The organism is Kaistella sp. (assembly GCF_049588135.1).
GTDB lineage: Bacteria > Bacteroidota > Bacteroidia > Flavobacteriales > Weeksellaceae > Kaistella.
This window is the reverse complement of sequence record NZ_JBAVFG010000182.1, coordinates 1-14,385: the sequence shown is the minus strand read 5'-3', so window position 1 is coordinate 14,385 and position 14,385 is coordinate 1. Positions and strand designations below refer to the sequence as shown.

Sequence of the window (14,385 nt, the reverse complement as noted above, 5' to 3'; positions counted from 1 at the left end):
TTGTAGAATTCTTCTCTCGGATAGGTCTCTGGATTTTCTTTGAATTTTTTCAAAAGATCGTTTCCGAATTGTGGACGCGGACCCCAATCTGCTTTTACAGAAAAATCATCATTCATGATAATTACTTTTGGAATCGATTGGGTACCATTGGTTTGAAATTGATTGATTAATGAAAGATCGCTGTCTCTCAGGAAAATTCTAACTTCAACTCCGGCGGCTTCGAAAAATTTGGAAACTGCAGGAACGGTTGCACTTGCATCCCCACACCAAGGTTCAGAAATAATTAGAATTTTACCATTAAAGTTTTTTGATTCTAATTTTTGAAGTTGTTCTGCATCAACTTTATACGTTTTAATTGTTCGATGGGTTCTTTGCAATCCCAATTCGTAATATTCTTGATATTCATCATTTTTATTAGGATTGTTGTGGAATCGCTCTTCTGCTATTTTCAGATATTCATCGAAAGTGATGGCGTTTTGCCAGTAGTTTTTAAATTCTTCTTTTTTATCAATTGCTTGAGCTTCTTGAATCATTGTTTTCATTCTTTTTTATTTGATACAAATTTCAGGATAATACTTTTATTATGAGGTGACCTAAATCACATTCGACAAGTTTTTACGATTGTTTTTTATCTTTTTCAAATAAGGTAAGTTGGTGTATTTTCGAAAGTTTTCCTATTCGTTCATCCTGAGGATTTTAAATAAAATTTAAGACGGCTCAGTATATCTGCGAAGTTTATTGATTAAAAATAAATCAGCCAAAACGAACGCTGCCAAATTCTCAACAATAGGAACGGCTCTTGGTAAAACGCAAGGGTCATGTCTCCCTTTTCCTTCTACGATAATTGGATTTCCGTCGGAATCAAAGCTGTCTTGTGGACGTAAAATTGTTGCGATTGGTTTAAATGCAACTCGGAAATAAATATCCATTCCGTTGGAAATTCCGCCTTGGATTCCGCCTGAAAGATTGGTTTTCGTAGAAAAATCTTCATTGAATAAATCGTTGTGATCTTTGCCCGTCATTTCCGCCCCACAAAATCCGCTTCCATATTCGAAACCTTTGCACGCATTAATATTGAGCATCGCTTTTGCGAGTTCTGCCTGCAATTTCCCGAAAACAGGTTCGCCAATTCCAATGGGAAGATTTTTAATAACACAAGTAATCGTTCCGCCAATGGTGTTGCCTTCTTTTTTAATTTCTTTAATTTTCGAAATCATTTTTTCAGCGGTTTCCGCATCAGGACAGCGAACATCATTGGATTCGATTTTAGAAAAATCTAAATCTTGATAAGGTTTATTACAATAAATTTTACCGACAGAAGAAACGTAAGCGTTGATTTCTACATTTTTCGGGAGAATTTGTTTTGCCAAACTTCCGGCAACCACCCAATTCACGGTTTCGCGAGCAGAAGATTTTCCGCCACCGCGATAATCTCGAATTCCGAATTTTTGATCGTAAGTAAAATCGGCGTGACTTGGTCGGTAGGATTTTGAAATATGATCGTAATCTTTTGATTTTTGATTTTCGTTTTCGATGGTGAATCCGATTGGCGTTCCCGAGGTTTTTCCTTCAAAAATTCCTGACAGAAACTTCACGGTATCGCTTTCTTTTCGTTGAGTTACGATGGAAGATTGCCCAGGTTTTCTTCGGTCGAGTTGATGCTGAACTTCTTCTAAATTAATTTGTAAACCAGCGGGAAAATTGGTGATTATTCCGCCATAAGCAGCACCATGACTTTCGCCAAAGGTAGAGAGTGTGAGAAAATTTCCTAAATTGAACATATTGCAAAGTTAATGAGATAATTTGGTAATGTGATGATGTGATGATGTGTTGATTATTGCATTTCTTTTAAAATAGATTTGAGTTTTTCTTTTTCTGATATTTTTTTCCAGAGAAATCCATCTTTTAATTTTTTTCCTTTTAGTTGTGGGAAAATTCCTGCATCTAAATCTTCTTGTATAAACGAATGGTTGATTCAGTTGTTAATTTGTTGAATATCTATAATATAATGAAACTATATAAAGGCGGGGGACTTCTGCTTATCATCTAAGAATTATGCTAAAGGTACTGGTTTTAGAGTTAGTTATTTATCTAATGTTTACTCGTGCTGGAAAATAGCAAGAGCCCTTACCGAAAACATTCATTTCATGTATGTTTCGGGGGATTTTACTCCGGATTTTAGAACCATTAATGATTTAATAAGCTACATCAGTCTGGACATTCAATAGATAGGTGGCACAAAAATAGAAGCAGATTTAACCATTATACCTTTGTTTGGTAGGGTTCTGTAGAAAAATGCAAAGAGAAATTATTTTCTTTCAAAGGTCTACAGGGTAGACGGTACGATTGTAGCGGATGCATGTTCAAAGTTCAAGGAAGGGATCGATCAAAAGAGTGGAAAAAAGTTGGTGAAATTCAGTTTGTTCAGGAGGTGATCCTGCTGAAGTTTTTAAAACATAAAAAATGGCCGGAATTTCTTCCGACCATGACTACCCTTTTTGGACAGCCTTTTTTATTATAATTGAGACGCTTTTACAACGAATAATTCGGAGCTTCCTGAGTAATAATCACATCGTGAGGATGAGATTCCTTCAATCCGCTTCCGGTAATCATGACCATTTTGCCGTCTTTTTGTAAAGTGGAAATATCTTTTGTACCGCAATATCCCATTCCGGCTCGGATTCCGCCAGTTAGTTGAAAAACAACATCTTCTAATTTTCCTTTGTGTGGAACGCGACCTTCAATTCCTTCCGGAACAAATTTCTTGGCTTCACTTTGGAAATATCTTTCTTTTCCGCCACGTCTCATAGCAGACAATGAACCCATTCCTTGATAAGCTTTAAATTTTCTTCCTTGGAAAATAATTTCTTCGCCCGGAGCTTCATCAGTTCCGGCAAGCATTGAACCCAACATTACAGCGCTTGCGCCAGAAGCAAGAGCCTTTACAATATCACCAGAAAGTTTGATTCCACCATCTGCGATAACGGCAACGTTTTTAGTTTTAGCAAATTCGAAGACATTATAAATTGCAGAAAGTTGAGGAACACCAACTCCAGCAACAACTCTCGTTGTACAAATCGATCCAGGACCGATACCCACTTTTAAGATATTCGCACCAGCTTCGATTAAATCTTTTGCTGCTTCAGCGGTTACAATATTTCCGCCAACAATATCTAAATTTGGAAAATTATCACGGATTTCTGTAATTTTATCTAAAACTCCTTTCGAATGTCCATGTGCTGAATCTACTGCGATGATATCAACTCCAGCTTTTACCAAAGCGGTAACTCGATCGATGGTATCTTCACCAATTCCAACTCCGGCACCTACGATTAATTTCCCTTTGCTGTCTTTGTTGGCATTAGGATATTCCATTTGATTATCGATGTCTTTAATGGTAATTAAACCTACCAATTTAAAATTTTCATCAACGATAGGGAGTTTTTCCACCCGATTTTTTAACAGGATTTGTTTGGCTTGTTCTAGGGTAGTCGATTTATCAGAAGTGATTAATTTTTCTTTGGTCATCAATTCTTCTACTTTCTCTTCTAGGTTCTCTTGATATTTTACATCACGATTAGTTATGATTCCAATTAAAGTATTTTCAGCGTCAACAACTGGTAAGCCAGAAATTTTATAATCAGCCATTAAATCTTTGGCATATTTTAAAGTATGATCTTTGGTTAAAGTTACAGGATCGGAAATCATCCCATTTTCCGAACGTTTAACACGATAAACTTGTGCTGCCTGCTCTTCAATGGGCATGTTTTTATGGATGAATCCTAAACCGCCAACTCTTGCCAAAGCAATTGCCATTTCTGCTTCTGTTACCGTATCCATTGCTGCGGAAACGATGGGAACATTAAGCGTGATTTTATCGGAAAGGCGTGATTTTAGGGAAACCTGATTGGGTAAGACTTCTGAATAAGAAGGGATTAAGAGAACGTCATCGAAAGTGATGGCAGTTTCTACGATTTTGTTGTGGATAGACATCTTTACTTTCTGTGCAAAATTAAGTTATTTTAATTAAAGATGAAAATGCTTGTTAATGTTAATAAAAAATTAATTTAAAATCGGGTCGTAACTAGCCCCGATTGAACGGCATGTTTGAGCTCTTTTTGCTTATGAGGCTTTTGCAATGGCGCAAAAAAGCGAGTAGTGAAAGCGGGTTCCTGGCTCCTAACAAAAATAACCACAGAAAAATCTGCGGCTATTTTTAATGAAATTTATTTGTAAACAATTTTTTTTACATCATTTTTTTCAGAATAATTGATGATTCTCGAAATATCATCGGTGGTGAATTTTCCCGAAACATCAACCAAAACCAGTTCGCTTCCCGAAGCAATGGTGATCATCAATCGTTTGATCTCTTCACCTTTTTGTTTTGCCTGAAAGTTGACTGTTTCTTTTTCTTTCCTTACCGTCATCCATTCTTCGAAATTGTCTTTTTTTAAATATTTAGCAAAATCGGAGACCATTTCTGAATGTCCATTTTCGATAGTCATTACTTTAATGTTAGAAACTTTTTTGATGAGGTTGATGAGTTCTCTGCTTTCGCCATCTTCCCGCAATGCTTTTTTAACAATAGGTTTTGCTAGAAACATCGGGACATTAATACTGGTGAATTTAGCGTCTTTGTAATCATAATAAGGATTGTCGAAAAATCCCATATTCGGTTTTTGAGAGACGATACAAGATTGCGTGGAGAATATCAGCAAAGCAAATCCAAAGAGATACAATAATTTTTTCATGATTTTAATTTAAAGGTTTTACGGTTCCGCCACTTGTTGATTTCGAATCAGTGGTGTTGATTATTGGGTTTCCTTTATATCGAATTGAGGCTCCAGAACTTGCTGCCGCATTTAAACTTTCTGTACTATTTATTTTAAGCGTTGCTCCAGATGAAGCCCTTGCTGTTCCATTTTTTGAAATTAGATCTTGCGCATTACAAGATGCTGCGCTAGAAAGGTTTGCCATTACATTTTCTGCACTTCCTACGAGCGTAGCAGAAGAACCACTACTTCCTTCGAATTCAAGAGTTTTGGTTTTTACATCAATTTTCAATGAAGAACCTGAACTGATATCAACAATTGTTTTGTTCTTGATATTCAAATCCGCATTCAGATTCGCTCCCGAAGAAATTTCTGCTTGAAAATCATTTTCATTAATGGTATTTAAAGTCGTAAGCAAAGATCCCGATGAAACTTTTACCGATGAAAGTTTTGGTGCTTCTATCGTCACTAATAGTTTTTTGAAATTCAAATTCTTTTTCTCTTTATTTAGAACTTTAATCACCAGAATTCCATTTTCAACTTCAGTAGAAATGTATTGTTGCATATTTTGATCAGTTTCTACAATCACCGATTGGTTGTTTCCCTGAGTGAAATTTACTTTAATTCCGCTGGAAACCGAAACGCCGGAAAACTTGCCAATGTTACGAACTTGTGTAATTCCCGATGAAGTTTTATTTTCTGTCGTAACTGAACTCTTTGTCGTTGATTTTTCGGCTTCATTGATGAGGTTGTTCACATCATCCATCGAAATTTTTCCGTCGAGCATCATTAAGATGGTATTTCCATCGGCGCTAATATTGAGCAAAAGATTGTCTAGAATACCGTTGGTTGCATCGGAAGACAGAAATTTTATTTTGTTGTCTTTGCTGTTCACCGTGATTAATTCCTCGTATTTCATATTTTTGATGGAAGATGCGATGTCGGATTGTAGTTTCTGGAAACCGCCAGTTTTGGTGTTCGAATCAGGTTTTTCTACAATTAGAATTTTCAGTCCGTTAATTTTACTTAATAACGGTTTGATTTGAGCCAATTCATCATCAGCAATATTCAACTTGTTCAGCATATTGAACATTGGTTTCGCAATTTTAATGGAAGTCACGCCATCGGTTTCCTGATACTTTTCAAAAAGTTGATCCAGTTTATCTTTCTGTGCATTAATCTGAAAGAAGTGGGAAAAGAAAAGAGCGAATATTAAGAGTAATTTTTTCATGATATTAAATTTTAGTAATCATTGTTAAAGGATTTGATAACCTCAGTTTGAGCCATCGTTTTCGATACGTTTTTAGATAAAATTCGGAAGGAATACTTCGTCAAGTCAATCGCTTCTTGTTCGTTATCTATTTTTTGCCCGTTGATAATCACGTAGGTAGATTCGTATTTTGGGGTTTTTGTAATGGTTTTTTCTTTGTCTTTCGGACTGGAAACTTCCGCATATCGTTGTCTGGGATTTTTGTTGATTCTTCCTCTTTTAGGAATAATTTGTTCCATGATATCTGCATCGTTAATTTGTTCTACGACTTTGGTGGAGTCAGAAACAATGCTGTCGGATTTTATTTTTAAAGAATCATTTATCGTATTTACAGCCAATTGCGATTCTTGTTGAAAACTATCTTTCTGTTTTAAGATTTCATTTTGTACCAATTGATTTTGTTTATCAATGGTGTTTTCATAATTAAAGAAAATACCGATTGATATTAGCAAAATTACACTTGCCGCCATCCAGAATGTTTTCGGGAGAGAACCACCTTTTGTCTTAGGAACTAAAGGAATTATTTTCTCTTCCTGTTTTGTTTTCTCCAAGAAATCTTCAAAATCCCAATTTATTTTTTCGTCTTTGAGTTCTTGGGTGATTTCCTTGTATTTATCTCGATATTGATCTTTTTTCATTGTAATAATTGTTATAAACTTTCAATCATTCTATTTTCAAAATCCATTAATTTTTGGATTTTCTCTTTCACTTTTTGTCTTGCCCGCATTAGATTTACGCGAACTGCGTTTTCTTCCATTTCCAGAATTTCAGAAATCTCCACAACATCAAAATCTTCTACATCTTTCAGGTGAATCACGGCTTTCTGTTTCTCCGGAAGTTCATTAATAAAACCGATAATCTGGTCTTTCATATTATTGGATTCCACTTCATGAATTTCGCTTCTATGTTTTTGAAAATCCGCAAAACCCATTTTCACGTCTTCGTGTTTCAATCGGTTCAAGCATTCATTTTTCACCGATTTCATGGCATACGACTTCAGGTTTCCGAAATTGGCAAGTTCTTCTTTTTTCTGCCAGAATTTCATCATTAAGTCTTGCACTACATCTTCGGCTTCGTCGCTACTGATTACGAATCTTTTCGCAAAACGATACATCTCATCCTTGAGACAGAATACCGTATTTTTAAAAATTTCGTGGGTCATAGTTTTGTTTCTATAAGTAAGACAACTAATTTCGGAATTATATTACATCAAAATAAAAAAAACTTCAAAAATTGTTTTTGAAGTTTTTTTTAGATGCTAATACTGTTGTAAATTTTACGAAATTCTTCCGTCTTTCCAAAAATAATAAGAGAATTTAGATTTAATATTTCTTTGATTACTTTCATTTATCCAATCATATTTAGCAAAAACTTTTATATTAAGTAATTCATAAAGTTCACTAATATTAATTTGAGGAGTGTCATTCTCAATACAATTCCAGCAATCATTCTCAACTTCTTTTGATAATTTATTATAGAAGTCAAGTTCTTCTTGTGAGAGATTTGGAAATTTCAAAAGTAATCTTTCAGATATTGATTCTCCCCAATTTTTGCCGAATTCCAATGACAATTTGAGAGCATGATTCTCTATTTGATTTGGTTTTTTATTTTGAAAAAATTTAAACATTATTTTGATTAATTATTCAGTTTTTTTGCACGATTAATACGACTGAATCAATACTTCAGTGGGGATTTTCATAATGGAGTGCAGGTTTCTAATCATTTCTAAAGAAAGTTTTCTTTTTTTATTTAAAATTTCGCTGGCTCTGCTTTTTAAACCAATCACTTTTGCCAAATCATTTTGGGAATAACCCATTTGTTCCATTCGGAATTTTATTGCTTCAATAGGATCTGGCAAATCGATAGGGAAGTTTTCGTCTTCGTATTTTTCGATGAGAATTCCCAAAACTTCCAATTCGTCACCTTCTTTCGTTCCTTTTTTTGCGTCAAATATTTTCTCCAATCTTTCTAAAGCTTGGGAATAATTTTGCTCGGTTTTTATAGGTTTAATTTCCATTTTCTTTAAATTTTGTTTGCGTCAATTTTATCATATTCAGCGTGAGTTCCAATAAATCTTATCCAAACCATTTGATAATCATAATTGAGTTTCACAATTAAGCGATAATGATTTCCTTTAATGTTAAATACGATTCGTTGATCATTTAAAACACTTGCGCTCGGATATTCGCTTTTAATTTCATTGGAATTTTTCCACTCCGCAATGCTTGCTTCTTTAAACCAAGATTTAAGTTGCTGCTCACAATCCTTGTGTTTTTCCCAAAATTCGCGAAGAATTTTTTTAGCTATTACTCTCAATTCTAAATAATTTGATACAAATATAATAAAAAATTCCCAAAATGGGAATTGTGAAATATTTTTTGAAAATTAGTTTTTACAAATCCGTCACTTTCCTCTCAATTTTATAAACTGTTCCCCGAAAAGTTGCGACCAAAATTTTGTGCTGATTCGTAATCGAAATATCATAAACGCCGGTTTTTCGCGTGTCGGAAATTAAAACGCTTTCTGCAATTAAGGTATCGCCTAATCTCACGGCTTTAGTGAAATTCATGGAACAATGCAGCGCCACAGAAGCTTCATTGGTATTGTTGCTCGAAAAAGCCAACGCCGATTCGGCTAACGAAAAAGTAACGCCACCGTGAACGGTTTTCAAGCCATTGATCATTTCCTGTTTGATGGACATTTCTATTAAGCAATATTTTTCTCGGATTTCAATCAGTTTTATTCCCATCCATTGCGAGAAATGATCTTGATTGAGCATGTATTGGGCGAGTTCGTGTGGAGTCATAATTTTAATATACTAATTTATCAATGTAACAATTTATCAATATTATTCACCCCAAAAATGGTAAATTTTCAATTCTTTACCGTGTGAATCGATTATTGCGAAACCATTTTCAAAAGTTTCCCGATTATTTCCAGGTTCAATGGATAACCAAGTGGTTTTAAAAATTAATACTTTTTTATCATTAGATTTTAATTTGGGTAAAATATTTTCTTTCAAAATGTAAAGAGAATAGTCGTCAATTTGCAATTTAATCTGATTGCTATTAATTAAATTGTCGGCTGAAAATGAAATGCTATCAACAAGCATCCAGTCATTCTTTTTTGCAAACTCAATTAATTCTATATCAGTAAAATAATTAGTAGTTTCACTTTGCAAATAAATTTCTCTGTTTCCACCCCAAGGTCCTTGATCGCCATTTTTAGTTAAAATTAAATCCTTATGATAACTAGTCCAGAAACCGGCGGGACTCATTTTACTGCAGGATATCAATATAAATGGCAATACTAAAATCATCAAAATGTGTCTTAATTTTCATCGCATAATTTTAGGCTAAATTATTGCATTCTGAAAAGCAACGGGCTTTGTCGATACCGTTCTTCCTGATATTCTTCATAAAAATTCTGCAATGTTTCCGAGATTTTTTGATAACCAATTTCTTTTCCCCACGCGAGTAAACCTTTCGGATAATTCACGCCTTTTTGCATGGCGAGTTCCAAATCTTCATCGCTGGCAATTTGTAATCTTTTCGCTTCCACAGCTTCGTTGATGAGCATTGAAATAATTCTCATGAAAATCATTTCATATAATTTATCATTTTTTTGAGGAACTGGTTTTTCTGCGTTTTCCGAATAATCATAAAATCCTTTTCCCGTTTTTCTACCCAATAATTTTGCCTCGCTCATTCTTTGTTGAAGCAAACTCGGTTTGTATTTTGGGTCGAAAAAATAATCGGTGTAAACGGTTTTTGTGACGGAAAAATTCACATCAATTCCAATCAAATCCATCAATTCAAACGGTCCCATTTTGAAATTCCCCAACGTTCGCATTGCATCATCGATTTGTTCGGGAGTTGCGATATTTTCTTCGGCAATTCTTAAAGCTTCGCCGTAAAACGGACGCGCAATTCGGTTCACGATAAATCCGGGAACATCTTTCGCAATCACCGGAATTTTGCCCCAACTTTCCATTATAGTATAAATTTCCTGGGCTAATTTTTTTTTCGTTAAAAGTCCGGGAATGATTTCTACCAAAGGCATCAAAGGTGCAGGATTGAAAAAATGAATCCCAATAAAACGTTCCGGATTTTTTAATTCAGAAGATAGGGAAGTGATCGAAATCGAAGAAGTATTGCTCGAAATCACGCAGTTTTCAGAAACAATTTCTTCTAAATTTTGAAAAACTTTGGTTTTAATTTCTTTATTTTCAATGATGGCTTCAATCACCAAGTCGCAATCTTTAAAGTCTTTAAGTTCGGTGCAAGGTTTAATTTTATTAAAGATATCCTGACTTTTTTCTGCAGATATTTTTTGTTTTTCTACCAATCGATCCAGAACCTTTTTAAGATTTACTAATGATTTTTCCGTTTGCGCAACATTTGCATCGTACAAAAAAACCTCACAACCAGAAGTTGCGGCAACTTGCGCAATCCCTATTCCCATTGTTCCAGACCCGATAATTCCTATTTTATTCATTTTTTAATTAGATCAATTTCGATGATGTTATTGTCTTTTTTAAGTTCTTCCAGTATGTTTTTTTCAATATCTTTAACCATTGCTATATCTTTTACATTAGGAAATCTCTTCTTTAGAGCGATTGCTGGATATTTTCGATTTTCTTTAAATGCTTTTACAAATTTCACATGTGGTATTGCGATTTTTACGTTATCTGAATTATCTGGGTAGACAAAACTATCGTGCAAATTTTTAATCCCTTTTAATTCAAATTGATGACTTTTAGACTCGTCTTCTATTTTTACGATTAAGCCTGGCAAACCTTTAAATTTGTAAGGGCCATCTTGAAAAGGAATGTCTTTTGTGAACCAAGCAGTCCATTTTCTACCACCAAATTCTGTCGTAGCTTTTTGAGCTTTATAATCTAAAACAGAGATGTATTCTGGATAAAGTTTCCATTTTAAATCAATAGTTTGATTAACCAAGTAGTCATCTTCAGAAATTTGTGTAATGTATTCAATAATATTAGAATTATTTTTTTTAATTACCCGACTTCTTGTAATCATTTTATTTCTTTTTTGCGGTGGAGCGGGTGGTTTAAGAAAATAGGAACCATCTTTAATTTCTGCATGTATTGTAGAATCTGAAACAAATTTTTCATAATTGAAATATTCAGACTTTTCTTTATCGATATTTAGAGCCATTATTGCCGAGAAATTAACTGCTTTTTGCGTAGAATCAGGTACCAAAATATAATCGTAAATGAACTGTTTTGTTTGTGCAAAAGTGAAATTTACTATTAAAATAAATAACATTATATTTAATTTTTTCATACAATTTGAAAATTTATTAATGTGCTAGTGAAGATTTTGAACTTGAAATTATTTTTGGGAGTATCAGTTGAATTGCTTTTAAATCAGGAAACATTTCTTCATTTTTCTTTTTTGTAAAAGGTAAAACGTCGGATGTAGAAAGTATTTAATTACTTTTTACACCCGACCTTCTACAATGTGCTATTTCCCTTTGTATTCTGGTTTTCTTTTTTCCAGAAATGCAGTAACTCCTTCCATGAAATCTTCTGATTCTGCGGCTTCTTGCTGAAGAATTCCTTCAATATCTAATTGTTTGGATAAGCTGTTTTCATACGATTCGTTGAATGCTTTTTTAGTCAATGCAATTGCTTTCGTAGGTAAATTCGAAATTTGTTCTAAAATTCCCATGGCATTCACCATGAAATTTTCGTCTTCGAAAACATCAGCAATTAAACCTAAATTTTTCGCTTCCACTGCGGAAAGTTTTTTTCCTGTAAATGCCAAATAATTCGCTTGTTGTCTTCCTAAAAGTTTTGGCAACCAGTAGGTTCCGCCAGTATCGGGAATTAAACCAATGTTCACAAAAGCTTGGGAAAAATAAGAAGATTCAGTCGCCAAAGCGATGTCGCAAATCAAAGCTAACATTGCACCAGCTCCAACAGCAGGACCATTGACCAAAGAAACAACTGGTTTTCTGGCGTTTGCAATTTCTTTCACCAAAGGATTATAATAATCGATCACCATTCGTTGGATAACTCTTTCTTCTTCGGGATCGTTGAAAGACATGGCATCTTTCAAATTCTGCCCGGAACAGAACGCTTTTCCACGTCCAGAAATGGCAAGACAACGAACTTTTTCGTCGCGACTTCCATCATGAACAAAAGTTCTCAATTCAGAAAGTAAGGTTTTATTTAAACTGTTAAAAGTTTTTTCGTCATTGAGATATGCAATTTGAAGTTTCCCATCGAGAAGCGTTTCTATTTCGAGTTGAGTGTACATAGTTTTTAATTTGAAAATTTGACAATGAGTTAAATTTGAAAATGATGCGTTTTCACAAAGATAAAATTTATAATTTGAAAATTTGAGAATGTGTCAATTTGGAAATTTCATTTATTCGCAAATCAGCAGATTTTCAGATCCTCAAATTCACTCATTTTCAAATTGAATTAATGACATTTAAAATAATCGAAAGGTTCCAGACAATCGTTGCATTGGTAACTTGCTTTGCAAAGCGTAGAACCGAAACGGCTGATCTGTCTGGTGTTGTAAGAACCGCATCTTGGGCATTTTTTCGGAACATTCAAATGATCTTCGTGATTTCCTTTTTCGGGCGGCGTAATTCCGTAAATGCGAAGTTTTTCTCTGGCTTCATCGGTAATCCAATCGGTCGTCCAAACGGGAGAAATTTTAGTGATAATTTTGGCGGAAATTCCTTTTTCTTTGAAGAGTTTTACAATGTCTTCCTCAATATTAAACATCGCCGGACACGCAGAATACGTCGGTGTAATCACGATTTCTACTTCGTTGTCTGAAATCATTTTTGCATCCCGAACAATGCCGAGTTCCACGATATTGATAACGGGAATTTCGGGATCGGGGATTTGGGATAATATTTCTAAAAGGTTTTGCATTTTTTTTCAACCACAAAAGTCACAAAAGTTTTATTTTTTTAAGTATTTCAAAAGACCAAAAAATTTACGCTACAATTTCCAAAGAAAACCTTAATGAACTTAATCTCTTAATCAAATCTTAATGGTTAAATTTATAATATTTAAAGGTGTAAATCAGTAATTTTTTTCGCAACATTTATAATTGCTAAACGGGTACATTTATAAATTGTCCCATTAAAAACCTACCACGCACAATTAGGATACGTTCTCTGCATAAACTGCAATTCACACAAAATAAAACCAAAATATTCTGTGTGATAACCGGTTCGTGATCCTTTTTGCATAAATTCACTTTCCGGGATTTCTATTCCAAAATTTAGGAAATCTTCGGCTACGGTTTTTGTCCACAATTCGTGAATGAGTTTTCCGTCTGGAACGATTTCTAATTTCACCAAATCTTCTTCACCCAAAGTTTCGGCAAACATTCCGCCGGTGTATTCCCAAAGATTTTCAACCGCATTTTTCATGCGGGTTTTACTTTCTTCGGTTCCGCCTGCAAACATTTTGATCCAGGTTGAAGTGTGCGTGTAATGGTATTTTACTTCTTTCAGAGATTTTTCGGCAATCGCAGAAAGTTGTTCATCGCTGCTTTTCATTAATTCCGTGTAAAGAATTTTTTGATAAACCGCAAAGAAATAAACTTTCAAAATCGTGTTCGCATAATCGCCGTTTGGAAGTTCCGAAAGTTGGCAATTCAGGTATTCTTTTTCCAAACGAAGAAAAGCCAAATCGTCTTCGGTTTTTCCTTCATTTTGAATTTGAGCGGCGTATTTATAGAAATTATTCGATTGTCCGAGATAGTCTAAAGCGATATTGGTCAACGCAATATCTTCTTCCAGATACGGTCCTTGCCCGCACAATTCGCCCAATCTTTGACCGAAAATCAAAGTGTCGTCGGCAAGTTTTAAAGTATAATTAAAAAGTGGATTCATTTATTATTGTTGGGTGTTAGATGTTAGGTGTTGGATGATTGGCGTCATAAACATCTGACATCCTACATCCATCATCCTGCATTTACATGTTTTTTACATCATTTGGGATTTCGTAAAAAGTCGGGTGGCGGTATAATTTATCGTCCGCCGGATCGAAAAATGCTTCTTTATCAATTCCTTCAGAAGTCACTATATATTTACTCGGAACGACCCAAATTGAAGTTCCTTCCATTCTTCTTGTATAAACATCGCGTGCATTTTGCAGTGCCATTTCGGCCGTTGCCGCTTGCACGATTCCTGCGTGTTTATGGGAAAGTCCGGGTTTTGTTTGGATAAAAACTTCCCACATTTCTAAGTTGCTCATTGGTTTCAATTTTAAAGGCGTTAAGATAAAGAATTTTAAATTATTTTTTCAGATTTTAAATTTTTCGCATATTACCATAAAAATTTATC

18 protein-coding genes and 1 pseudogene are annotated in these 14,385 nt (G+C 34.4%); 1 reads left to right on the top strand and 18 read right to left on the bottom strand.

Annotated features, from left to right (window positions below):
* On the bottom strand, nt 1-542 hold a 542-nt coding region (locus tag WBY99_RS10230; protein ID WP_423976231.1), incomplete at its 3' end, for a thioredoxin family protein.
* 165 nt (nt 543-707) lie between these two features.
* Nucleotides 708-1,781 carry a chorismate synthase gene (gene aroC, locus WBY99_RS10225; protein ID WP_423976230.1) on the bottom strand — a complete coding sequence of 358 codons (1,074 nt, stop codon included), beginning with the start codon at nt 1,779-1,781 and terminating at the stop codon, nt 708-710.
* Nucleotides 1,782-1,963: 182 nt separating this feature from the next.
* Here aroC and WBY99_RS10220 point away from each other — a divergent pair.
* Nucleotides 1,964-2,278, top strand: a pseudogene (locus tag WBY99_RS10220) (transposase); the annotation flags it as partial.
* Nucleotides 2,279-2,532: 254 nt separating this feature from the next.
* On the opposite strand, the gene guaB reads toward WBY99_RS10220, so the two are convergent.
* The 16 genes from guaB to paaB all read right to left on the bottom strand — a co-directional run bounded on the left by guaB (nt 2,533) and on the right by paaB (nt 14,296).
* A complete protein-coding gene (gene guaB, locus WBY99_RS10215) occupies nt 2,533-3,993 on the bottom strand; it encodes an IMP dehydrogenase (protein ID WP_423976229.1) in 1,461 nt (486 codons plus the stop codon).
* Nucleotides 3,994-4,226: 233 nt separating this feature from the next.
* On the bottom strand, nt 4,227-4,751 hold the full coding sequence (locus tag WBY99_RS10210; protein WP_423976228.1) for a DUF4252 domain-containing protein: 525 nt from the start codon (nt 4,749-4,751) through the stop codon (nt 4,227-4,229).
* Nucleotides 4,752-4,755: 4 nt separating this feature from the next.
* Complete coding sequence (locus tag WBY99_RS10205) at nt 4,756-6,003, bottom strand: DUF4252 domain-containing protein (RefSeq protein ID WP_423976227.1); 1,248 nt, start codon at nt 6,001-6,003, stop codon at nt 4,756-4,758.
* Nucleotides 6,004-6,014: 11 nt separating this feature from the next.
* The gene (locus tag WBY99_RS10200) at nt 6,015-6,680 is read right to left on the bottom strand and encodes a hypothetical protein (protein ID WP_423976226.1); all 666 of its coding nucleotides are present in this window, start codon (nt 6,678-6,680) and stop codon (nt 6,015-6,017) included.
* A gap of 11 nt (nt 6,681-6,691) precedes the next feature.
* Nucleotides 6,692-7,204 carry an RNA polymerase sigma factor gene (locus WBY99_RS10195; protein WP_423976225.1) on the bottom strand — a complete coding sequence of 171 codons (513 nt, stop codon included), beginning with the start codon at nt 7,202-7,204 and terminating at the stop codon, nt 6,692-6,694.
* A 114-nt stretch (nt 7,205-7,318) separates the two neighbouring features.
* Nucleotides 7,319-7,669 (bottom strand): hypothetical protein, encoded by a 351-nt coding sequence (locus WBY99_RS10190; RefSeq protein WP_423976224.1) that lies wholly within the window; start codon nt 7,667-7,669, stop codon nt 7,319-7,321.
* 33 nt (nt 7,670-7,702) lie between these two features.
* Nucleotides 7,703-8,059, bottom strand: a complete 357-nt coding sequence (locus WBY99_RS10185) for a helix-turn-helix domain-containing protein (protein WP_423976223.1) — start codon at nt 8,057-8,059, stop codon at nt 7,703-7,705.
* A 5-nt stretch (nt 8,060-8,064) separates the two neighbouring features.
* Nucleotides 8,065-8,358 (bottom strand): type II toxin-antitoxin system HigB family toxin, encoded by a 294-nt coding sequence (locus WBY99_RS10180; protein WP_423976222.1) that lies wholly within the window; start codon nt 8,356-8,358, stop codon nt 8,065-8,067.
* Between the two features lie 76 nt (nt 8,359-8,434).
* Nucleotides 8,435-8,848, bottom strand: coding sequence for a PaaI family thioesterase (locus WBY99_RS10175; protein WP_423976221.1), 414 nt, complete (start codon nt 8,846-8,848; stop codon nt 8,435-8,437).
* A gap of 42 nt (nt 8,849-8,890) precedes the next feature.
* Nucleotides 8,891-9,319 carry a hypothetical protein gene (locus WBY99_RS10170; RefSeq protein WP_423976220.1) on the bottom strand — a complete coding sequence of 143 codons (429 nt, stop codon included), beginning with the start codon at nt 9,317-9,319 and terminating at the stop codon, nt 8,891-8,893.
* A gap of 83 nt (nt 9,320-9,402) precedes the next feature.
* Complete coding sequence (locus tag WBY99_RS10165) at nt 9,403-10,539, bottom strand: 3-hydroxyacyl-CoA dehydrogenase NAD-binding domain-containing protein (RefSeq protein WP_423976219.1); 1,137 nt, start codon at nt 10,537-10,539, stop codon at nt 9,403-9,405.
* Complete coding sequence (locus WBY99_RS10160) at nt 10,536-11,333, bottom strand: GLPGLI family protein (RefSeq protein ID WP_423976218.1); 798 nt, start codon at nt 11,331-11,333, stop codon at nt 10,536-10,538. Before WBY99_RS10160 ends, WBY99_RS10165 begins: the two co-directional genes overlap by 4 nt.
* A 198-nt stretch (nt 11,334-11,531) precedes the next feature.
* Entirely contained in the window at nt 11,532-12,329 is a 798-nt protein-coding gene (locus WBY99_RS10155) for an enoyl-CoA hydratase-related protein (RefSeq protein ID WP_423976217.1), read from the bottom strand.
* A gap of 167 nt (nt 12,330-12,496) precedes the next feature.
* On the bottom strand, nt 12,497-12,961 hold the full coding sequence (gene paaD / locus WBY99_RS10150) for a 1,2-phenylacetyl-CoA epoxidase subunit PaaD (RefSeq protein ID WP_423976216.1): 465 nt from the start codon (nt 12,959-12,961) through the stop codon (nt 12,497-12,499).
* Nucleotides 12,962-13,182: 221 nt separating this feature from the next.
* Complete coding sequence (gene paaC, locus WBY99_RS10145; protein WP_423976215.1) at nt 13,183-13,932, bottom strand: 1,2-phenylacetyl-CoA epoxidase subunit PaaC; 750 nt, start codon at nt 13,930-13,932, stop codon at nt 13,183-13,185.
* Between the two features lie 82 nt (nt 13,933-14,014).
* Nucleotides 14,015-14,296, bottom strand: a complete 282-nt coding sequence (paaB, locus tag WBY99_RS10140; RefSeq protein ID WP_423976214.1) for a 1,2-phenylacetyl-CoA epoxidase subunit PaaB — start codon at nt 14,294-14,296, stop codon at nt 14,015-14,017.
* Between the last annotated feature and the right edge of the window lie 89 nt (nt 14,297-14,385).